This is a genomic window from Acidicapsa borealis (assembly GCF_059115245.1).
In genome coordinates this window covers 4,853,340-4,875,333 of the sequence record NZ_JCACNY010000001.1, presented here as the reverse complement: position 1 = coordinate 4,875,333, position 21,994 = coordinate 4,853,340, and the positions used below count along the sequence as shown (strand labels likewise).

Genomic DNA, 21,994 nt, shown 5'->3' with positions numbered 1-21,994 from the left:
CCGAAAGGCAGAAACAGGAGTTTGTTCTCCCACCAGCAGTGAGTTCTGCCAAGGCTGCACGAGGTCCATCAGGCGAGTTGGGGAATGTAGGTCTTGCTGGTGGCGACGTAGCCGTCGCGTGCCACGCCTTTGCCTCGTTCAAGATAAGGAGCTTCATCGAGCGGTTGGACCGTCGCGAGGCCGTCGACGTAGCGGTTATACATGCAAAAGGCTGCCGCAATCAGCACGGTGTCGTGGATCTCAACGTCGGTAGCACCGAGGGCACGAGCCGCTGCGACGTCCTCCGAAGTGACATTCTTGCCCCCTCGTTGTACTTTGGCCGCGATGACGATCAGGGACTTGAGCTTCTCTGAGATCTCCGCATGCTGGAAGTCAGCCTTCACGCGCTTCACCAGCTCGTAATCATCATTGAGATGGGCGGCGGCAATGGCTCCGTGGATCGTCTGGCAGAAGTGGCACTCGTTCAGGTAGGAGACGTAGGTGGCGATCAGCTCGCGGTCTCCCGCGGGCAGGCTATTGTTGGAGTCGTGCAAAAGGACTTCGACCAGCTCGTTGAGCGGCTTGGCGGTTTCGGGGCGGAAAGCCATGGCTGCGCGGATGCCGGGCAGACCTTCTGGAAGTGCGATATGCGGCATAATCTTCTCCTTCAAAGGTTTGGTGTTGCTATGTTCTTGTAGCCGGGCTCGTGTAGCCATGTTTGGCAAGGTTGACAGCCCGTTCGCGATAGAAGTTAGGGTCGTCGGGGGTCCATGCGGCAAGGCCGTCGACGTAGCGATTCATCATGCAGAAATTCGCTGCGATCAAGACAGTGTCGTGAATTTCAAGATCGGTTGCACCCTCGGCCCGAGCCTCAGCGACGTCTTCGGCAGTGACCAGCTTGCCACCCTGTTGGACGTGCCCTGCAATTTTCAGTAGCGCCTTGAGTTTTGGCGAGATGGGTGCGGATGCAGGGTTGCACTTGATCTGATCCACCAGCGCTTCCTTGGCCAGGGCTTCCTTCGTGTCGCCATTCCCCAGATAAAGGGCAGCCACTGCGCCGTGGATCGTCTGGCAGTAGCGGCAGTCATTTTCTGCGGAGACATAAGTGCCGATCAGCTCTCGCTCGGCGAGCGTGAGCGTGCTCGGGCCACGCATCAGCACCTCAGCCATTTCGCTCATGGGTCCGGCAATTTCAGGGCGAAAAAGCATCGGCCCGCGGGGCCCTGCTACGCCTTCTTGGATGGGAATGTGCGGCATCGTAACTCCGGTGTTGAGATTCTCCTCGGGGTCTGCAATCTGTGCCATCGAAGATGGCACAGAATCATCGAACGGCCCAGCCTAAACCAGGCATCGGACAGCCCGGCTAAGCCGTAACCTCTTCCTGTTCGCGCACGGCTGAAACCGAATCTGGTGCCGCCGCCGGCGGGGCAGAAGTGTACCCGGCGTGAGCCATGCGTTCACCCATCGGTATATAGGCTTCCAGTTCCTTGGGAGCGAAGGTGGCAAGGCCATCCACGTAGCGGTTATACATGCAGAAGGCCGCCGCGATGAGAACCGTGTCGTGAATCTCGATGTCGGTGGCGCCTTCCTGGCGGGCTCTGCTGATGTCATCGCTGGTGACTTTCTTCCCGCCTTGCTGCACATGCCCGGCGATGTTCAAGAGCGCCTTCAGCTTTGGCGTGATCGGAGCGGATTCGAAGTCAGCTTTGATCTGTGCGATCAGTGCGAAGTTGCCGTCGAGCTCTGACTTGCCGCCTAGATGATGCGCAGCCGCCGCTCCGTGGCTTGTCTGACAGAAGTGGCAATCGTTCTGGCTGGACGTGTAAGTCGCAATGAGCTCGCGATCTGCGCTCGAAAGCGAGTTAGGCCCGCGAAGAAGGATTTCCGCGAGTTCGCGCATGGGTTTAGCTGTTTCCGGGCGGAAGGCAAAGGGGCCGGTGATGCCGGGGAGTCCATCTGGAAGTGTGATGTGTGCCATGTAAGTCTCCTTGATAACACTGAAAGATTGCGGTTTGCCACTTACCGGACGAGTTCGGCGGCTGCTGGCTCGACGAAGCTAGGCGGCGTTGATGGTTCTGGTGCGCCGCCATGGATACTGTAGCGCGGCAACAGGAACATGAGCAGGCTTGGGATGAAGGCAGGGAGAGCCAGAAGCTGGATTGTGATCGGACGGTAGGAGCCCAAAGTATCGAAGACGCGGCCGACAAGAATAGGACCAGTGGCCCCGCCGATAGCGTAAGCCGTCCACGTGAGCGCGTAAAGGGTAGAGAAACGCTTGAGTCCGAAGTAGCGGCTAAGCAGGTAAGGCGTGATGTCGCCTTCGCTGCCCATGCTGAAGCCGATCAGCGCTGCAGCGATCAGGCCCGTGGTGAGATTGCTGGCAAACGAGAGAAGAACGATACCGGTCACAGTCATCAGCAGCATGATCTGGGAGACGCGCGGACCGAAGTAGCGGTCGAGAAAGAAGCCGGTCAGAATACGGCCAACGAGGCCACTAGCTCCGATAATGGCAACCGCGAGCGCCGCTCCCTGGGCTGTAACTCCGCGATCGGTAAGCAGAGCAGAGAGATGCGCGATGGCTCCGTTGACGCTGATGGCGTAAAGGCAGACAGTGGAGGCGATGATCCAGAAGCTGAAGCTCTTGAGGGCTTTTGCAACCGGAACTCCACCATGAATCGCCGCAGTGGTGTTCCCGACGGCAAGCGGCTTTTCGCGCACCAGCCACGCCGTCAGCGGAAAGCCGACAGCGAAAGCGAGGACGCCAAGCAGAAGGTAGGCGGTACGCCACCCGAAGTGCGTAATGGCAGCTTGGGCGATGATCGGGAGCAGCATGGCTCCGCAGGCGCTGCCGGCAAGCATCACCGAGAGCGCAAGGCCGCGGCGCGCGTTGAACCAGGTAGAGATGGCACGGGTGTAGCCGAGGTAAGCCGTGCCGTTGCCGACAAGCCCGATCACAAAGAACGATAGGTAGAAATGCAGGAGATGCGGAGTCAGGAAAACAAGAGAAGCCAGGGCCGCCCCGAAGATTGCAATGCAGGGCAGGATGATGCGGCGGGGGCCGAAGCGATCCAGCAGGAAGCCCAGGCCAGGAGACGCCGCCGCTAAAGTAAGAGCAGAGATGCTGAAGCCGGCAGAGATGGCTTCGCGATGCCAGCCGAACTCCGCTGCGAGAGGCTTAAGGAAGAGGCCAAAGGTGTAGGGCACGATCGCGGCGAAGCTGACCATGACTCCGAAGAATCCGGCGAGTACAACTTGCCAGCCCGGATACGCGAGGCTGGATTCTTCACGCTGCGAGAGGGCGTCTTGTGCGAGAGATGCATGCATGAGCAGATTGGCCCCGGTGCAGCGAAGAGTAGCTCGACCCACCACGCGGAACTCCCGTTAGGTTCCATGCGGAATCCAATGTGGCCGGCCGGTAGTTGCAAAGCTACAGAGTCAAAAAAACTTCGTCATCAGCCCACGGAGGGAGTTTGCACTACGCCAAAAGGTGGACGATCGCCAGGGGCCATCGCTTCCTGGATTTTGTCAGGTGCGACCGGGACGGTCCGTCTCATAGCCGTGGCAGAATAGTCCGCCATTGCGGCCAATTCACTCCTGCCCCCTCGCAACCGTCATTTCCGCATAAAACACATTCGGGCAGTTACAATTCGCAATAGCATCCCAGTCTCTCAGCAAGCCGCGCAGTTATCTAGAAGCCATGCAAGGATTCCTATGAGTACCCGTCGTCCGTCTGGTCACCTCAGCCGCCAAGCGCTCTTTGCGGCCTGTCTCGTTTTGCCATCCGCCATCGCCGCGCCTGCCCGCTCTTACGCTCAAGGCACACCGGTCTGGCCAGCTGATCTCCCGGCGCTCACCACCCCTCCGGCGCAAATCCTCGCCCAGGCCGCCACGATTCCAGCGGAGAAATTTGCCGCCGTGACCGTCCTCCTCGAAGAGGAGAAGAAAGCCCTCGACGCCTCAGGAAAGGTCATCAGCACCCACCACCTCATCTATCGCATTGAGACCCAGGCCGCCATCGATTCCTGGTCCGAGGCCTCCGTCGAGTGGGAATCCTTTTACCAGGCTGAGCCCACCATCCTGGCGCGCGTCATCCGTCCCGACGGTTCCGTCGCCGAACTCGACCAGAAGACCATCACCGACGGCCCCGCCAACGAACAGGACCAGGGCACCTATTCTGACGACCGCCTGCACAAGGCGCCCCTCCCGGCCGTAAGCGTCGGAGCCATTATCGAAGAAGTCACCACACTCACCGACAAGGAGCCCTACTTCTCCGGCGGCGGAGTCTATCGCTACTGGCTCCAGCGCGATGTCCCTGTGGTCCACTCCCGGCTGATCGTCGAACTGCCCGCCAACCTCCCATTCCAGTACCGCTTGCGTGAACTCCCCGGCATGTCCGTTACCAAGGAAGAAACCAGCGGCGTGCGCCGAGTAACGTTCGACCAGGCCTACCTGCCGCCGTCGATAGGCTCAGACATCAAGCTCGCCACACCCCAGCCGCGCGCACCCATGGTGGAGTTCTCCACCGGAAAATCCTGGGCCGCCGTCGCCGATACCTATCGCCAGCTGGCCGAACCTCAGATCCTGCCCGACCAGGCGAAACATCTCATCGAAGGCGCCACCAAGTCCCTCGGCAAGCTGTCGCCCGCAACCGACCGCCTCGCCTACATCCAGGCCCTCGTCTCCCACCTTCACGCCGAAATTCGCTACACCGGCGTCGAGTTCGGGGAATCCAAGCTCAAGCCTCAAACTCCCGCGGAAGTCCTCAAACGCCACTACGGAGACTGCAAAGACAAGGCCGCCACCCTCGTGGCAATGCTGCGCGCTTCCGGCATCCCCGCCAGCCTGGCCCTCCTCGACACCGGCCCAGGTCAGGACGTCACGCCCGACCTCCCGGGCATGAATCACTTCGACCACGCCATCGCCTACGTTCCCCCGGCTACCGCAGGAAATTCAGACGCCAGTCCCCTCTGGATCGATGCCACCGCAGAATTCACCCACGTCGGCGACCTTCCCTACGCCGACCAGGGCCGCCTCGCGCTCATCATCGCCGACGGCACCCAGGACCTCACTCTTACCCCCGCAGCCCGCCCCGAGGACAGCACCCTCGTTGAAACGCGCGAGTTCCTGCTGGCCGAATACGGTCCAGCTCACGTCATCGAAACTTCAGCGACCACCGGCCATTTCGACGACGAATACCGTTCCGAATACGGCGAAGCGCCCACCAAGGCCCAGACAACATCCCTCGAAACCTACGCGCGCAACGCCTACGCCAACAAAGGTCCGCTCAAGATCGAGCACGGCGATGCCAAGGACATGAACGGCAAATTCTTCCTGCGCCTCGATATGCCCAAAGCTTCGCGCGGTGCCACCGGCCTCCGGGACGCAGCCGTTTACCTCTATCCCTCCGGCACTTACACAACGCTGCCGCAGTGGTTCTCAGACGACCCTGACGCACAGAAGCCCACCGAAGAAGAACTCGCCGAACGCACCCGAGCCCAGGCACAACGCAGCTCTGAATACCAGATCGCTCCGTTCATCTCCGAACGCCGCTACCGCATCGTTCCGCCGCCCGGCTTCACACTGCGCTCCGTCCCGGCCGACAAAACCACCCAGATGGGACCGGCCACTCTCACCCAGACCTACACGGTAGACGCATCCGGCGTCCTCACCGCCTCCATGCGCTTCAACACAGTAAAAACTGTCTACACCGCCGACGAAGCCCTCGCCCTGCGCAAGGCTGTCATCGATTCCAGCAAAGAAGACGGCATCGCCATCCTCTTCGACGAAGCCGGCGCCAAGCTGATCGCGCAGGGCAAGGTGCGTGAAGCTCTTGCCGCCAGCCGCGCCGTCGTCGACGCCCATCCCAAAGACGCGCTGCCCCACGTCCGCCTCGCCGATGCGCTGCTCGATGTAGGCCTCGGTGACAAGGCCCGTCAGGAAGCCACCATCGCGACGCAACTCGACCCGAAATCTGCCGTAGCCTCCAGCACCCTCGGATGGATCGACCAGTTCAACGAAATCGGCGTCCACTACGCAAAGGGCTTCGACCTGCATCACTCCATCGAGGCCTACCAAAAAGCCAAAGAACTCGATCCAGACGACACATCCGTCCGCGCCAACCTAGCCGGCATCGAAGAGTACGACACCCGCGGCCTCCGCTACAGCGCAGAAGCCAATCTTCCGGAAGCGATCAAAGAGATCCGTTCGCTCATGGAGCGCAACAAGGCCGAAGGCGAAGCTTACCGCGACAACCTCCTCTACGACATGCTGTACGCCCACCAGTACCGCGAGTTGATCGCAGAGCTCGCCACGCTCCAATCCTCCGCCATTCGCAACGGCCTCGCCATCGCCGCCACGGTCGCCCTCAATCCGGCTGCAACCGGGGTCCAGGACGGGATCCAGCGCGCCGACCGGGTCTCCGGAAGCCGCTCCGACCGCAGCACCGCCCTCCGCAACGCCGGCAGCATCCTCGTCAACCTCAGGCTATATAAGCAGGCCGCCGAAATCCTCCGCGCCAGCCTTGACGGACAGGAAAACGCCGCCGGCGTCGCACGCCAGATCGAGCTTTTCCAGAACGTCACCGCCATCGAGCCATCCATGATTCCCACTGACAAGCCGGACGGCGTCGTGCGTCAGCTGGTAGCCAACACCATGTCGGCCCAACTCACCCGCGATGAGCTGATCAATGTCCTCACCCGCCATTCCTTCGCGACCGAGGATGCCTGGCAGAAGAATCTCGAAAAGAGCCTGGAATCCTCCGAAAGCCTTCAGGCCATCGCCGAACGCAGCGGCCTCACCCCTTCGGTCCTCATGGACATCACCCTCGGCTCCATGAAAATCTCTACCCAGGGCGACGACGCCACCGGCTACCGCCTCACAGTGCAATCCATCGGCTCCAGTGGCGAACAGTTCTTCCTCGTCAAGGAAGACGGCAAATTCAAGATCGTCGCCTCCAAGAACGACACCACGGAAGTCGGCGCCGCCGCACTCTACTATCTCCGCAATAACCAGGAACCGCTGGCCCGCTCCCTCCTCGACTGGAAACGGGACATACTCCACAAGGGCGGCGGAGACGATCCGCTCAGCGGCCCCCTCCTCCCGCGTTTTTGGACAAGCGGCGAAAGCCAGGGCCCGGCCGCCATCGAACTCGCCGCCGCTTCGCTCCTCGTCGACCAGGCCTCCATCTCCGAACTTCTCCCGGCCATCGCGAAAAGCCGCGATACCTGGACCGCCGAACAAGCCGCCCCCGGCAAGCCGACGAAGACAGATCTGAATCTCCTCCTCGCCAAAGGCTATCTGCGCATCGGAGACGCCGCCAACACCATCAATGCCGCCAGGAGCCTGGTTCAGGATGCACCCGACTCCACCACTGCCATGGCCCTGCTCGGCGCCGCCTATTCCTTGAACCACAACTGGTCCGATTGGAACGCCCTGATCGACAGCCGCCTAGCCAAACACCCCACCGACCACGATCTGCTCGCGCAGAAAGCCACCGCCCAGCAGGCTCAGGCAGACTTCGCCGCCGCCCGCAAGACCCTGCATCAGATCCTCGATACAGGTCAGGCCACCAGCGGCGACTACAACAGCTACGCCTGGAACTCGCTCTTCGAAGGCAAAGTCGACGCCGACGCCCTCCAGGCCGCTCAGCAGAGCACTGCGATCAGCAAGAATGCGAACTTCGCCGACCTCCACACCCTGGCCTGCATCTACGCCGCGCAGGGCAAAACCACCGAAGCCCGCCAGGTTCTTTTTCAGGCCCTGGCTGCCGTCAATACCAGCCACCCCAACTCCTTGGCGTGGTATGTCTTCGGAGCCATCTATGAGCAGTACGGCATCAACGACGCAGCCATCGCCGCCTTCCGGAAAGTAGAAAAACCGGAAGGATACATCTCACCGACCGACACCTGGGTGCTCGCCCAGACTCACCTGAAAGCCCTGAACGCCCAATAGAGCCCAACAACATCCCGCCGAATCCGGCTAGCAAATCGCGCCAGCAAAAGCCGCCGTCAAACGGTTTGCGGTATCATTCGTCTATCGATAGGGACGGCCTTCCCCTCAGGGAAGCCCGGTTCGGAGTGTCAATGAACCGTTTCTTTCAGCGTTCTGTCTTCGCAGTCTCACTGGCACTGCTGCTGGCCCTGGTCGCCGGAGAATTCGGCCTGCGCGCCGTCCGCGCGGACACCAAAGACGATGGTGCCTACAACCAGATCAACGTCTACCAGCAGGTTCTGCGCAAGATTCAGACCGAGTACGTCACCGAGCCGAACATCAATGACGTCACCACTGGCGCGCTTCACGGCCTCCTCGAGACCCTCGATCCGGACTCCAGCTACCTGACCCCGGCCGAATACAAGATCTACAAAGAGCACCCCGCCAACGAAAACGCCCAGATCGGCCTGACCGTCTCCAAGCGCTACGGTTACGCCGTCGTGGTCAACGTCCTCCCCGGCTCGCCCGCGGAAAAAGAGCACTTCGCCGACGGCGACGCCATTGAGTCCATCGGCAACCAGTCCACCCGCGAACTCTCCCTCGCCATGGTCCGCCTCATGCTCGAAGGCAAACCCGGCTCGCAGGTGACGCTGTCCGTCATCCGCCCCCGCAAGGCCGATCCCGAGAAAGTCACGCTGACCCGCACCCTGTCGCCCGCCCCGACACTCGCCGAGCAGCAGTACGAAAACTCCAGCATCCTCTACCTCAAGCCGGTCATCCTCTCCGCGCAGCGCATCGACGAAATCAGCGCGCGCCTCAAGGCCATGCCGAAAAACGGCAATAAGAAAATCCTTCTCGACCTCCGCGACGTCGCCGGAACCGACGAAGATCTCGGCATCCGCCTCGCTAACCTCTTCCTGAAGCAGGGCACCATCGCCACCCTCAGCGGCCAGAAGTTCCCCACCCAGACGTTCACCGCCGACCCGGCAAAGTTTGTCTCCGACGCCCCGCTCGCCGTCCTCGTAAACCGTGGCACAGCCGGTTCGGCTGAACTAGCCGCCGCCGCTCTCGCGGACAACAAGCGCGCCGACCTCATCGGCGAACGCACCTTCGGTCAGGGTGCCGTCCAGAAGACCATCGAGCTCCCCGACGGCGCAGCCCTCGTCCTGAGCGTTGCCTTCTACGCCAGCCCCAACGGCAAGAAGATCCTCGAAGAAGCCGTCACTCCCGCCACAGTAATCACCCCCACCCCCGGCCAGGACGCAGACGAGGAAGACGACTCAGCCCCAGCCAAGACCGACGCCCCCTTGAATAAAGCTCTGGAAATGCTGAAAGCCAAGACCGCCTGACCAGCCTTGGCTTTCACTTTTATTGTTTGTCATTCCCGGAGGGAATCTGCTTCTGGGCCGTTGCCCTCGCCTTTCTTTCTGTCATTCCCTCGGGGAATCTGCTGTTGCCTTTCTCTGATCCCTGACCCCGGATCCCCACCCCCAGCAACCCGCCCACATGCTACCCTCAGCCTGAGGCACATAGATTTTGGCTTTCACTCCCCCCCAAATTCAGAGCCCGCCCCAGCCCAGGGTGCCAGCCGAGCCTCAATCGTCGCGAGGCTTTCGCCCGCCGCGCCTTCATTCCCCCGGCTCCCCCGAACGCCGCCGCCGCAAGCTCGCCGGCCGCTTCACCTTCGCCGTCCTCTTTTCGCTCGCCGCCATCACCGGCTCCCTCGCCGGCCTCACCCTCGTCTACTCCGTAGACCTTCCGCAAATCCACGACCTCGAGCGCTACCGCCCCTCCACCACCACCGAACTCCTCGACGTCAAAGGCCGCGCCTTCGGCTCCTTTGCGTTGGAGCGCCGCATCATCGTCAACTACGAAGACTTCTCCCCCGTCCTCCGCCAGGCCGTCATCTCCATCGAAGACAAGAACTTCGAGTCCCACTGGGGCATCAACGTCTTCCGCGTCGCCGGCGCTCTCTGGCACGACGTAGCCTCCCACGGCCGCGCCCAGGGAGCATCCACGCTCACCATGCAGCTCGCCCGCAACCTCTTCCTATCGTCGGAGCGCACCACCGCCCGCAAGGTCCAGGAAGCCTACCTCTCCATCCAGATCGAGCGCTCCTTCACCAAGGAACAGATCTTCACCCTCTACGGCAACCAGATCTACCTCGGTCACGGCATGTACGGTTTCGAAGCCGCCTCGGAGTTCTACTTCTCCAAGCACGCCAACGAGCTCAACCTCACCGAAGCCGCTCTGCTCGCCGGCCTGCCCAAAGGCCCCGTAGCCTACTCGCCCCTGCTTTATCCGGAAAAAGCCCTCAAGCGCCGCAACCTCGTCCTCAGCGAAATGGAGCAGGACAAGGCCATCACCCACCAGCAGGCCGAAGCCGCCCGCGCCACCCCCCTAGGCCTCCACATCGCCCAGCCCGAAATGTCCGTAGCCCCCTGGTTCGTCGAAGAAGTCCGCCGCGAGCTCGAAAAGCAGTTCGGCGCAGAAGACGTCCATGAGGCCGGCCTCCGCGTAGAAACCACCCTCGACCTCGACCTCCAGCAAGTCGCCAACCGTGCCGTTCTCGACGGCATAGCCGCCTACGAACACCGCCGCGGCTGGCTCGGCAGCTCCCAGAATGTCCTCACCCAGGGCGTTGCCATTGAAGACTACCGCCACCCCGACTGGGCCATGCGCGCCAAGCCCGGCGACTACACCCACGCCGTCGTCACCTCCGTCTTGCCCCTCCAGATCCGCGGCCGCATCGGCAACGACTCCATCGTCATCACCCCCGAAGACTGGAAATGGACCGGCAAAGCCCACGGCGACGACCTTGTAAAACCCGGCGACGTCATCTACGTCCACCTCAGCGAGGCCGACGGCAAATTCCTCATGGAAGGCACCGCCCGCAAAGCCGCCCTCGAACAGGACTCCGGCGCTCAGGGCTCTCTCATGGCCATAGACAACACCAGCGGTGACGTCCTCGCCATGGTCGGCGGCCGTGACTACGCACTCTCCCAGTTCAACCGCGCCACCCAGTCCCAGCGGCAGACCGGTTCCAGCTTCAAGCCCTACGTCTACACCGCCGCCATCGAGGCCGGCGCCAAGCCCGAAGACATCATCGTCGACGGCCCAGTCAGCTTCGGCAGCTACACCCCGCACAACTACGAAGGCGACTACAAAGGCGCCATGACCGTCCTCAACGCCTTTGCCGAATCCCGCAACATCCCCGCCCTCAAGCTCGCCGCCCGCGTCGGCATCCACAAGGTCATCGACACCGCCCACCGCTTCGGTGTCACCAGCAACATCCCCGCCTACCTCCCCGTAGCCCTCGGCGCAGTCGAAATCACCCTGGAAGAGCAGGTCGCCTCCTACGCCGTCTTCCCCAACGACGGCGTCCGCGTCGCTCCCCGTCTGGTCCGGAAAGTCTCCAACGCCGACGGCATCACCCTGCTCGAACAAGCCCCCACCGTCCAGGAAGTCACCAGCCAGGAAACCGCCCGCACCATGATGCGCCTCTTGAAACAGGTCATCTGCTGCGGCACCGGGGCAGCCGCCAGCCAGCTCAAACACCCCTTCGGCGGCAAAACCGGCACCACCAGCGATTACACCGATGCCTGGTTCATGGGCTTTTCCCCATCGGTCACCTGTGGCGTCTGGGTAGGCTTTGACAGCCGCCAGTCTCTCGGCGAGAAAGAAACCGGCGCCAAAGCCGCCCTCCCCATCTGGATGGCCTTCATGAAATCCGCCATAGAAGGCAAAGACGACGAAAGATTCCTGGGCGACCCAGCCCCCAACCCCACCCTCCAAGCCAAATCCGAACCCAAACCCAGCCCCGGTGCAAGTCCAGCCACCGCTCCCGCAGCCGCCAAACCTCCAGCTCTGGCTGTAGCGAAACCATCCGCGCCAACAGCAACGAAGCCCCTTGTGCCCGGCACGCCGAAACCCGCTGTCCCATCGACGGTAAAGCCCACCCCAACCCCTGGCTCAGCAAGACCGTTGGCCAGTCCCTCACCGTCACCAAAGCCTAATCCCGCACCAAAGACAGTTCCCACCACCCCAGCCCCAAAGCCAGTCACGACGCCTCAAACCAGCCCAGCCACCAGGCAAGCAATCCCACCAAAGCCAGACCCCACCAAACCAGCCAAGCCCCAACCCAAACCAGCCCTGCCGCAGTAACAGGCGCTTTTCAATTCACATCTCTCTAACCCGGCTCTCCCCTCAAATCAAAAAAATCATGTCATCCTGAGCGAAGCGTAGCGGAGTCGAAGGACCTGCGGTTGCCCTTGCTTTTATCGTTGCGGTTGCCCTTGCCCTTGCCCTTGCTGTTGCTCTTGCTTTTGTCGTTGCTGTTGCCTTTGCTCTTGTCGTTGTCGTTGTCGTTGTCGTTGTCGTTGCCGTTGCCATTGCCCTTGCTGTTGCTTTTGCTTTTGTCGTTGCAGTTGCCCTTGCCTTTCTTGTTGTCATTCCCGAAGGGAATCTGCTGTTGTGTTTAGAGAAGAGGACCAAAGGTCCGCCCAATACCAGCCTGGGGCAACGCCCCAGGTACGCAACCAAGAAAAGATCCAAGGGCTGAAAGCCCGACCCATCTTCGGCCAACGAGCGAAAACAATGCCCTGGAAATGCAATCAATGCGGCGAACTACACGAAGAAATCCCCGACAACTTCGCCTTCGACATCCCCTACTACTGGAATACCAACTGGACCGGTGCCGAGAAAGAAGGCTACTTCCTTAACGACGACTATTGCGTCATCAACAACCAGGACAATTTCATCCGAGCGATCCTCGAAATCCCCGTAGAGGGTAGGGAAGAACCCTTCGTCTATGGCGTCTGGTCCACCCTGAGCGCCAAGAACATGGCCCGCGAAAGCGAAATGGCCAATAATCCAGATCGCATCAAGGAACCGCCTTACTTCGGCTGGTTCGCCAACCGCATCTGGCAGTACCCAGACACACTCAACCTCAAATGCAACATCATCTCCCAGGCCCCAGGGCTTCGTCCGCTCGTGGAGTTAGAGCCGACTGATCACCCGCTGTCCATCGATCAGCGCAACGGTATCACCCACGACCGTTTCCTCGAACTCTCCGCCCAATGCCTCCACGGCTGGAAGCACCCCGAGTCTGGCACGTAACCGAATTGCATTGAATTAACTCGCAAAAGCGTACAATGAAAGCAACAAATCAATCAGTGCTTCCATGCCCGTACGGTGGACGAACAATGAGCGCCCTTAAGTACGCAAAAGCGCACATTACGCGCATTGTTACGATCATGTATGTCATGAACATGAAAAGGGTTAAGGCCGGAAATAGGTGAAAATACCACCCCTCCCCCTTGAGCCCAAATTTCGCATTTTGGGGCCAACAAATCAGCGGGAGAGCAGCCGGAAATACCGCTTTGCCTTCGCAACATCCTTGAAAATCTGCGCCTTCAGCGCCTCAGGCGAAGGCCACTTAACCTCCGGCCTCACCCGCATCAGAAACTCCAGCTCCAGCGGCGTCTCCTCAGTCATATCCACAGGCTCAAAGTCGAGAATATGCGACTCCACCGCAAACGAATCCGCCCCAAAAGTAGGCCGGTTCCCAACATTCGTAATCGACTGAAAACACCGATTCCCAATCGTCAGCCGAGTCACATACACCCCAAACGCCGGCAGCAGCCCCGAGTACTCCGCCAGATTCACCGTAGGCACCAGCAGCCGCGTACCGATCCCACGCCCCCGGGCCTGCGTAGATCGCACCGCAAACGTATGCCCCAGCATCCACCGCGCCCGCCGAAGATCGCCCTCAGCGATTAACTGCCGGATCGCGGTGCTCGAAACCGTAAGCCCATGCGTCTCAACCGCCGGATGCACCGTGAGCGTAAACCCAAACTCGCGCCCAAACTCAGCCAGCTCCGTTACCCCAGCCTCTGCCCGATGCCCAAAGCGAAAATTCGCCCCCTCATGCATCGACCGAACCCTAAGCCGCTCCACCAGAATCTCGCGTACACAGTCCCGGGCACTCAGGCAGGCCAGCGAATCATCGAACGGCAGCACCAGCACAGCATCGACGCCGGTAGCAGCCAGCAGCCGCAGCCGCTCCGGAATCGGAGTGATCAGCTTGGGAGCCTGCTCCGGCCGCAGAAACCGCTCCGGATGCGGATCGAAAGTAATCGCAATCGACCGGAAGCCTTTTTCCCGAGCCTCCGAAGTCACCGCGCCGATCACCTGACGATGCCCCAGATGAACCCCGTCAAAGTTCCCGATCACCGCCACCGAAGGCCCAAAATCAGCCGGAACCTGGTCCAAAGAAAAGTAAGTATTCATGCCAGCTTCACCGGAATCGTCTGCCCGTCATACGCCAGCGCAATCCCCTCGGGCAAACGAGCATTGGTCTCAGCATGACCAAGATCGTGAGAGATATGCGTAAATAAAGTCTGCTTCGCGCCAATGCGATTCGCCCAGCGCACAGCCTGGTCCACCGTCGCGTGGCTGGGATGCGGCACATGCCGCAGCGCCGAAACGATCAGCAGATCCAACCCTTCCAGCAGCCGGAAGCTGCTCTCAGGAATCGTGCTCACATCCGTCATATAAGCCACATTCCCAAAGCGATAGCCAGTAATCGGCAGCGTCCCATGCAGCACTGGGATCGGCGTGACATGCACCTCAGCCACCTGCGCACCGGCGCTGGCATCGTGCAAAGCAACGCGCGCCTTATTGATGTACTTCGACTCCGGCGAAAAGGTGTAGTGAAATATGCTCTCCAACACCGCTCGCGTCTCCGGCATCACGTACAGCGGAATCGGCCCCGACTGCTTGTAGGTAGCAAAGCTAAGCGGCCGCAGATCGTCCAGCCCAAGAATATGGTCCGCATGCGAATGCGTGTAGAACACCGCATCCACGCGCTTGATCCCAGCCCGCAAAGCCTGCGAGCGGAAATCCGGACCGGTATCCACCAGCACCACTCGCTCGCAGGGCCGGGCATTCGGATCAGGCGGCGCAGGGAAGGGAAGCTCCCCCTTCCGCACCTTCGGCGCCACAACTGGCAGTTCAACTCCGGGAGGGCAAGGCCATCGCAGCATAATCGAAGGCCGCATCCGTTTGTCATGCGGATCGTCCGAAGTGCAGACGGAGCACTCGCAGCCCAGGGAAGGAACGCCCATCGACGTTCCTGTTCCCAGGAACGTCAACGTTCCCTCGATAGAACCTGGTTGCGAATCGCCCATTGTTACCGTTTCGCCCCAAAACCCGAGCCCGGCGGCGGGGGCACCGGCGGCTGATTGGCAATCATCCGCGTCAGCTCCAGGAAGGTCGCTCGAACCTCGTACAAAGCCGAGCGCAGCACCCGCTCCTCCTGCTCCGAGATCGCGCCCTTAGTCTTGGTCTGCAACACGCCCAGCAGGTCAATCGTCTGCCGCGCGCCCAGAATGTCGATCCGCGGCCGCTGGCCCTCCGGAGTTCCCGCGCCCATCTGCATCATCGCCGACAGATAAAGCTGCTGCACAAGATGGTCGAATCCAATCTTCTCCGGCTTGGGAATCGCAGGGTTTTGCGCCAGCACCAGGTCATCCAGCCGTTCGGCAGCCTTCTCGTAGGTCGCCAACTGAAAGCGCGCTTCCTCGACCGTGGGAACAGGCGGCAGACCTGCCTCGTCCTCATCGCCAAATTCGCCAGCCTGCGCCTCAGTGAAGCGGCCTAACTCTTCATCGAGCTTTTCATCCGGATCGTCAACCTCTGGTTTGTCAGCGACCGCAACCGGGGGCTCAACCAGCGTTAATCGCGGCGCGGCCGATGGAACGGGAACAGGCCTGGCCACAGGCTCTTCTGCTAACGGGGTCACAGGAGCAGGCGGGACTTGTTCTGCTGCAGGTTCAAAATCATCGTTTTCCCGCAACTTGCGGCGGTCAACAACAGTAAATTTGGGAGTATCGCTCATAGTCTCGTTTCCAGAACGTCGTTCGAGCGGCAAAAGGCCGCATAGTGAAAAAATCGTTAAAGGACAGGCGGCGCAAGCAAAATTCTCGCCTCGCCTTTCGCGGAATCGGTCGCCCAGGTCAACTTCTTGTTGCCAACCTCAGCCTCGGCCCGCACCATCCCTATAGCAAAGATGCGCCGCAAACCGCCAAGTTGCACGGCAGCCACAGAAGTCAACGTCCCGGCAGCCTTCGCATCCGCGGCGCTGCCCTCCAGACGCAGTTCCGTCCCAACCAGGGGCAACTCCGTACCCTCCGAAGTAAGCTCCACCGCCCGCAGATGCCGGTGCACCTGCCCACGCGAACGAATCCGTTCGACAATCTCCTGCCCGAGATAGCAGCCCTTCGTAAAATTCAGCGCCCGCGTCTGCGCCGTTTCCTGCGCCAGGTCGCGGCTCTGAATATCCACGCCATAGGCAGGAATCCCCTCGGCAATTCGCAGCACTTCCAGAGCCGCCGCGCCGGCAGGTTTCGCGCCCGTAGCCAGCAAAGCCTGCCAAAGAGCCGGAATCTGCTCCACCGCAGTCCAGAGTTGATAGTGAGGGAGAGATGTCCCGTAACCGCGAAACAGCCGGACGGCAATCCCGTCCACATTACCCGCGCGGCTCGTAAGTGCCTCAGCCAGAGGAGTTAAACCAATCGAAGCCAGAATTTCCTCAGCTTGCGGGCCAGTCAATCCAAGGGCAGCCTCCGTAGGCAAGGGAACCAGCTCCACGTCATCCATGATGATGAACTTGTCGAAGTGGCCGAGCAAAGCCTCCGTTTGATCGGCGGCAATCTCGAGCTCAAGCTCGTCGCCGAAAGCCGAATTCGCCCGCCACGTATACAGATCACCCTGAATGCGCCCTTGAGCGTTGAGCACCAGGCTGTAAGCCCCTCGCCCATCCGGCAGACCCTCGACAGCGTTGGTAACCATCCCGCTCAGCCAGCGCTCGCGATCTTCACCACGCACCGCAATCCGCCGCAGCCAGCCGAGGTCATGCACCGCCGCGCTGCGAAATACTGCAGTCGATTCCGCTTCTGGCGCGTCCAAATGTTGCGGGGACAACGCGCCCAGATAAGGAACCAGCACCGTACTCGCGGATAGGAACTCCCCGAGGGGTGTTGCCGGAATTGCCGTAGCTACTTCCGCTTCCGTCATCGACTGCTCCATGCCCGTTCCATCCGCGCCATCCCGATTTCCAGCAGGAAATCAAGCGGCGCCCAAGGCTTGATTATAGCCTTGGGGTATATTCCGAGTTAAGGCGCTGCCCCAGCAGGCCAAAGGCCAGTCAAATCCTCCGTGGAGAGTGCATGAATCAGATTCAGACGAAGCGCAAGCCAGCAGTGACCCGCAGCACCACCCCCGCGCTTCTCGCCCTCACCCTGCTCACGTTCCCTGCCTGGGCCCAGCAGACCCCGCCCCAGCCTCAACCCCAGCCCCAAACTGACAAGCCCAAAGCCGAGACGCACATCACTCCGGAGCAGGGCAGAGAGCTCTTTCGCAGCGTAGACGAACTGATCAAGTTCGCCTCGGAGGACTCCGGTCTGCCAGTCAAGAGCTCCGTGAAGCGCACCCTTACCTCGCGCGACGCCGTCGAAAAATACCTCGTCGAGAAGTTCAACGACGATGAAGACTCCAAGCGCATGCAGCGCGGCGAAATTGTCCTCAAGAAATTCGGCCTGCTCGACCGCGACTTCAATCTCAAGCCGTTCATGCTCTCACTCCTCAAAGAACAGATCGCCGGTTACTACGACTCCAAGACCAAGACCGTCTATATGCTCGACTACCTCGACCCCGATTCGCAGAAGCCGGTCCTCGTGCACGAACTCACCCACGCCCTCCAGGATCAGCACACCGACCTCGAAAAGTGGAACGATCAAACGCCCTCCGACCTGCCCCATAACGTCGGTCAGGACAACGACCACCTCGCCAAAGACGAGCTCGACACCGCTCGCACCGCCGCGCTCGAAGGTCAGGCCATGGCCGTCTTCATCGACTACTCCCTGAAGCCCAGCGGCCGCAGCATCATCAAGAACCCCGAACTGATCCAGCAGATGCAGGATCAGATGGCCGGCACCGACGACTCACCGGTCCTCGCCCGCGCCCCTTTATTACTCAGCGAATCCCTGCTTTTCCCCTATAAGGATGGCCTCAGCTTCGAGCAGGATGTATGGATGGACAAGGGGCAAAAGGCCGCCTTTGCCGGCGTCCTCGACCGCCCACCGGCCTCAAGCTGGGAAGTCATGAATCCCCGCGTGTACGAGCTCTCGAAGCCGTCGCCCGTATTGGTGCTTCCCGATATCCACCCGATCCTCGACAAGCGCTATAAGGCCTACGACATCGGCCAGGTCGGCCAGCTCGACCTGCGCATACTCGCTCAGATCTTCGGTGGGGAAGGCGCAGCCCGTGACCTCACCCCTGCGTGGGACGGCGGCATCTACTGGGCCGGCCAGTCCACCAGCGCTAAGACCCCCGCCGAGCTGGCCTCGACCGGCTCCATCGGACTCTTCTACCTCTCCGCATGGAAGAGCAACGCCTCAGCCCGCGCCTTTTCCCGTCTTTACGCCGACGAGCTTGGCCGCAAATACTCCGGCGTCAAGCTGGACGTCGCCAACAAGCTACCCGCGTCCTCCCAGGGAGAGGAAATTCTCTACTCCACCAATGAAGGCCCGGTCGCTATCACCGTGCGCGGCAAGTATGTGTTTGTCTCCGAGAGCTTCGATCTGGATACAGCCCGCAAGCTCGCCTCTCTGGTCATCGACAGTCAGGGAACCGGCGAAGTCCGCATGGCCTCAGCAACCCCGGCAAGTCCGCTTCCGGCACGCAGCCTCTCGTCAGACTGGGTCAGCTTCTTCCACTCCTGCGGCATGATGAAAGCAGCCTTATTGCGTTAGCCGGCTACTTCAGCAGCCGACGAGTTGGAGGCTTCCGCCGTCCCCGAGGAAGCCTTGCTGGCCATGAGCACCAGCATCTCCTGCGCAGGAATCGCCTCGCCAAAATGCCAGCCCTGGGCCAGAATCTCCTGGTCCAGACCGGCAAAGTAAGCTGTCTGGTCCGCGCGCTCCACGCCCTCCACTACCACCTTGACCTTCAGCTTCGCAGCCATCGCCAGAATCTGCGGCACGATCACCGCCGTCAGCGAACCGGTTCCAACCGCGTCCGTAAATGCGCGGTCGATCTTGATTGCGTCCACCGCCAGCTCGTTCAGATAAGCAAGACTCGAATAGCCCGTCCCGAAGTCGTCAATGTAAAACTGGTGCCCACGCGCTCGCAGCTTGCGAATCGCCGCCACCGCCAGCGGATGGTCCGCCGTCGAGCGCTCCGTCAACTCCATGTTGATGCTCGAAGCAGCGATGCCGCGCTTGCTCAACAGCTTCTCCAGCATGGGCAGAAATTGTGTATCGGCAAGATCGGTCGCCGAAATGTTCACGTTCACCTTGAAGTCCGGGTGCGTCCGCAGATATTCACCCAGCTCATCGACCACCACGCGCAACACCACTCGCGTCAGCTTGCCGATGAAGCCCAGTTCCTCAGCCGCCGCCACAAACACATCCGGTGGAACATACTGTCCGTCTTCATCCGTCCAGCGTGCCAGCGCTTCAGCGCCAATGATCCTGCCGGTTCTCACCTCGACAATCGGCTGATAGACCACGGTAATCAAATTCCGTCGCAGTGCCCGCCGCAACTGCGCCGCCAGGCTGCGCTTGCTTGGCTGAAGCTGCAAAGTAATGGCCAGACCGATCCCCGCCAGACTGCCAATCAGGAAAAACCCGCCAATCAGCGAGTTGTTCATCTGCCAGGCATCGTTCAACGCGATTCCCGCCACCATGCACGGAGCGTACAGCGCCGAGCAGCGCGCCACGTAGAAAGTGTGATTGCGTACCACGTTCTTTTCCGCCAGCACTTCTTCGTTGGTCAGCTTCAATGGATCACCGGCGGTTGCAACCACCTGCTGTGTCGCCCGGTTGGTCAACGTCGTCGTGTACGTCATCGGCGCTTCCTGCAGGTGGCCAAACGTATCCCGCGACGCCACAAAGTCCGCCTCACCCGACTGTGTAATATCGCCAGACATCCCCGGCGCGCTGACCAGTGCGCGGTTCAGCCAGATGCTTCGTCCGCTCCTCGTTACCAGGTCAGGCTTATCCTTCTTTACCGGCACTTCAAAACGGCCGCGCATGGAAGTGCAATAGATCATGCCATCGCGTACCCGGCCAATGTCCTTCACCAGGTGGCCGTGAAAGACCAGCATGCGCAACCGCGCAATGTCGTCATCCGAGCAGAACGGATACGGTGAAGCATTCACTGCATCCAGCGTGGAATTGATCTCGGCGTTGTACGTCTCCGCATACTGGATCAGCCGCTGCGCATAGTGTGCCAGCCTGCGTTCCGTCGCCTCGTACGCTACGCCCAGCCCAATCGTCAGGCCTACAACCGAGCAAAGCAGAATGATGCCAGCCGACCGCAGCAGGGAAGAGGTCGTCGATGCCCGGATCAGGGAACTCATTCGCTTTTCTCCGCGCACAGATACATCAGGCTTCTCGCCGGAATAGGCTGGCCAAAGAACCACCCCTGTCCCAGCATATGCGGGTCGTCAAGTGCAAAATACAGTGCTTGCTCCTCCCGTTCAATTCCCTGCACAACGACCGTAAGGCTGAACGCCTTGGCAACGGCAAGAATCTGTGGCACGATCGAGGCCGTTACAGAGTCCGTGCCCAGCGTTGCAATAAACGACCGGTTTATCTTAATCCCATCCACATTCAACTCGGTAAGATATGCGAGATTCGAGTAGCCGGTGCCGAAATCATCGATAAATACCGAGTGCCCTCGCAGGCGCAGCCGCCGTATCGCCGCCACCGCAACTTCCCGGTCCGAAGTCGCTCGCTCCGTCAGCTCAAACGTCACATTCGCCGGCGTGATCGGTGAGTTCTGCATCCGTTCATCGAGCAGTAGCAACAGCCGCGGGTCGGTCAGATCCGAGGGCGCCAGATTGATCGTCAGGCGGAAATTGGGATGGCTGGCAAAGACCTCACCCAACTCATCGAGCGAGCGCGTAATCACAAATCGCGTGATCTCGCTCACAAATCCCTCCGCCTCAGCCAAGGCGATAATCGTCTCCGGACGGATGCTGTCGCCCTCTTCGTCCGTCCATCGTGCCAGTGCCTCCGCGCCGACAATGCGCTGGCTGCCCAGCTCCACGATCGGCTGGTAGGCCACCGAAAGCTTGCCCATCAGAATGGCGCGTTTCAACTGATTCGTATGGCTGCGCTTCTTGCGCCCGGCCATCAATAGCGCCACCGAACACGAGATTCCCGCCAGCGCTCCGGTGCCCATGTAGCCGGTCATCAAGCCGCGATAGTTTCCCCACACTTCCGGCAAAGTCACATAGGCGACCGCGCAGATTGCATATTTTGTTGAGCAGCGGGACCGGTAGAGAGTACCGTCCAGCCGCACCACCCCATCGGCGCCCAAAGCTGCCGAAGGCACCCACTCAACGCCCATTACGCCCGAGAGGCGGGCGACCCCTCGCTCAGCAACGGAGCCTTTCTCCGGCTTACGCACCAGGCCCTTGTCATCCAGCCGGGTCGCGTCCGCGACGCCGACAGCGTAGTGGATCGGTTTCTGAGAAAAGTCAGCGAAGACATCCTGGCTCACAACCACCTGAGAATTCCCCAGGCCAACGACCTCTGTGCGGTCGCCCGCCGGCACCTGGATCGGATAGGACTGGTAGATGCGGATATGATCGGGCAGCGTGATATCGGGTGAGTTTTGCGGCAGCGGTCCCGGATGCTGTCCGGCGATTGCCGAACAGAGAAACCGGTCTTTCTCCACCCGCTCCACATCCTTAATGAAACGCGAAGCGAAGGTGAGCCTCCGCAGAAAATCAATATCTTTCTCCGAACAGATCTCAGGAGAATTGGCATTGGCACTGCGCAAGGTCGCGGACACTTCCGCGGCCAGTTCTTCGTCGTGGTCGAGCACGCGCTGCGCATATCGATCAAGCCTGCTATGCACAGCGTGCAGAATCGACTCCCGGCCCACAAAATATCCCGCCAAAATGCCAAGCACAACGGCTGCGGCGGAGAGCCACACTCGACCGAACCGATAACGATTGTGGACCTTCACCCAATTCCTTTCCGTCGCAGATACTTCCCAGCGTGTGAGCCGC

General features: G+C 60.8%; 15 protein-coding genes. 5 read left to right on the top strand and 10 right to left on the bottom strand.

Features of this window, described 5'->3' with window-relative positions; translation table 11 throughout:
• Positions 1 to 68: 68 nt before the first annotated feature.
• The 4 genes from AC5S27_RS19855 to AC5S27_RS19840 are packed head-to-tail and all read right to left on the bottom strand — an operon-like array spanning position 69 to position 3,345.
• Entirely contained in the window at positions 69 to 635 is a 567-nt protein-coding gene (locus AC5S27_RS19855; protein WP_493936298.1) for a carboxymuconolactone decarboxylase family protein, read from the bottom strand.
• A 28-nt stretch (positions 636 to 663) separates the two neighbouring features.
• On the bottom strand, positions 664 to 1,284 hold the full coding sequence (locus tag AC5S27_RS19850; protein ID WP_493936297.1) for a carboxymuconolactone decarboxylase family protein: 621 nt from the start codon (positions 1,282 to 1,284) through the stop codon (positions 664 to 666).
• Positions 1,285 to 1,342: 58 nt separating this feature from the next.
• Positions 1,343 to 1,957, bottom strand: coding sequence for a carboxymuconolactone decarboxylase family protein (locus AC5S27_RS19845; protein WP_493936296.1), 615 nt, complete (start codon positions 1,955 to 1,957; stop codon positions 1,343 to 1,345).
• Between the two features lie 41 nt (positions 1,958 to 1,998).
• The gene (locus tag AC5S27_RS19840; RefSeq protein ID WP_493936295.1) at positions 1,999 to 3,345 is read right to left on the bottom strand and encodes an MFS transporter; all 1,347 of its coding nucleotides are present in this window, start codon (positions 3,343 to 3,345) and stop codon (positions 1,999 to 2,001) included.
• Between the two features lie 345 nt (positions 3,346 to 3,690).
• On the opposite strand from AC5S27_RS19840, the gene AC5S27_RS19835 reads away from it, so the two are divergent.
• From AC5S27_RS19835 to AC5S27_RS19820, 4 genes are all read left to right on the top strand, one after another.
• Positions 3,691 to 7,929, top strand: coding sequence for a DUF3857 domain-containing protein (locus AC5S27_RS19835; protein WP_493936294.1), 4,239 nt, complete (start codon positions 3,691 to 3,693; stop codon positions 7,927 to 7,929).
• A gap of 131 nt (positions 7,930 to 8,060) precedes the next feature.
• On the top strand, positions 8,061 to 9,257 hold the full coding sequence (locus tag AC5S27_RS19830) for a S41 family peptidase (RefSeq protein WP_493936293.1): 1,197 nt from the start codon (positions 8,061 to 8,063) through the stop codon (positions 9,255 to 9,257).
• A 187-nt stretch (positions 9,258 to 9,444) separates the two neighbouring features.
• The gene (locus AC5S27_RS19825) at positions 9,445 to 12,072 is read left to right on the top strand and encodes a penicillin-binding protein 1A (RefSeq protein ID WP_493936292.1); all 2,628 of its coding nucleotides are present in this window, start codon (positions 9,445 to 9,447) and stop codon (positions 12,070 to 12,072) included.
• Positions 12,073 to 12,504: 432 nt separating this feature from the next.
• Positions 12,505 to 13,026, top strand: a complete 522-nt coding sequence (locus AC5S27_RS19820) for a DUF2199 domain-containing protein (RefSeq protein WP_493936291.1) — start codon at positions 12,505 to 12,507, stop codon at positions 13,024 to 13,026.
• Positions 13,027 to 13,260: 234 nt separating this feature from the next.
• On the opposite strand, the gene AC5S27_RS19815 is transcribed toward AC5S27_RS19820, so the two are convergent.
• The 4 genes from AC5S27_RS19815 to ygfZ form a co-directional block, all read right to left on the bottom strand.
• Positions 13,261 to 14,199, bottom strand: coding sequence for a bifunctional riboflavin kinase/FAD synthetase (locus tag AC5S27_RS19815; protein WP_493936290.1), 939 nt, complete (start codon positions 14,197 to 14,199; stop codon positions 13,261 to 13,263).
• Positions 14,196 to 15,035 (bottom strand): MBL fold metallo-hydrolase, encoded by an 840-nt coding sequence (locus tag AC5S27_RS19810; protein WP_493936289.1) that lies wholly within the window; start codon positions 15,033 to 15,035, stop codon positions 14,196 to 14,198. Before AC5S27_RS19810 ends, AC5S27_RS19815 begins: the two co-directional genes overlap by 4 nt.
• A 65-nt stretch (positions 15,036 to 15,100) precedes the next feature.
• Complete coding sequence (locus tag AC5S27_RS19805; RefSeq protein WP_493936288.1) at positions 15,101 to 15,808, bottom strand: DUF1844 domain-containing protein; 708 nt, start codon at positions 15,806 to 15,808, stop codon at positions 15,101 to 15,103.
• 56 nt (positions 15,809 to 15,864) lie between these two features.
• A complete protein-coding gene (gene ygfZ, locus AC5S27_RS19800) occupies positions 15,865 to 16,986 on the bottom strand; it encodes a CAF17-like 4Fe-4S cluster assembly/insertion protein YgfZ (protein ID WP_493936287.1) in 1,122 nt (373 codons plus the stop codon).
• A gap of 152 nt (positions 16,987 to 17,138) precedes the next feature.
• Here ygfZ and AC5S27_RS19795 point away from each other — a divergent pair, with 152 nt between their 5' ends.
• Positions 17,139 to 18,722: a hypothetical protein gene (locus AC5S27_RS19795; protein ID WP_493936286.1), complete on the top strand. Its 1,584-nt coding sequence runs from the start codon at positions 17,139 to 17,141 to the stop codon at positions 18,720 to 18,722.
• Here the strand turns inward: AC5S27_RS19795 and AC5S27_RS19790 are convergent.
• The gene (locus tag AC5S27_RS19790; RefSeq protein ID WP_493936285.1) at positions 18,719 to 20,332 is read right to left on the bottom strand and encodes an EAL domain-containing protein; all 1,614 of its coding nucleotides are present in this window, start codon (positions 20,330 to 20,332) and stop codon (positions 18,719 to 18,721) included. The genes AC5S27_RS19795 and AC5S27_RS19790 overlap by 4 nt on opposite strands.
• Entirely contained in the window at positions 20,329 to 21,951 is a 1,623-nt protein-coding gene (locus tag AC5S27_RS19785) for an EAL domain-containing protein (RefSeq protein ID WP_493936284.1), read from the bottom strand. The genes AC5S27_RS19790 and AC5S27_RS19785 overlap by 4 nt, the downstream gene beginning before the upstream one ends.
• Between the last annotated feature and the right edge of the window lie 43 nt (positions 21,952 to 21,994).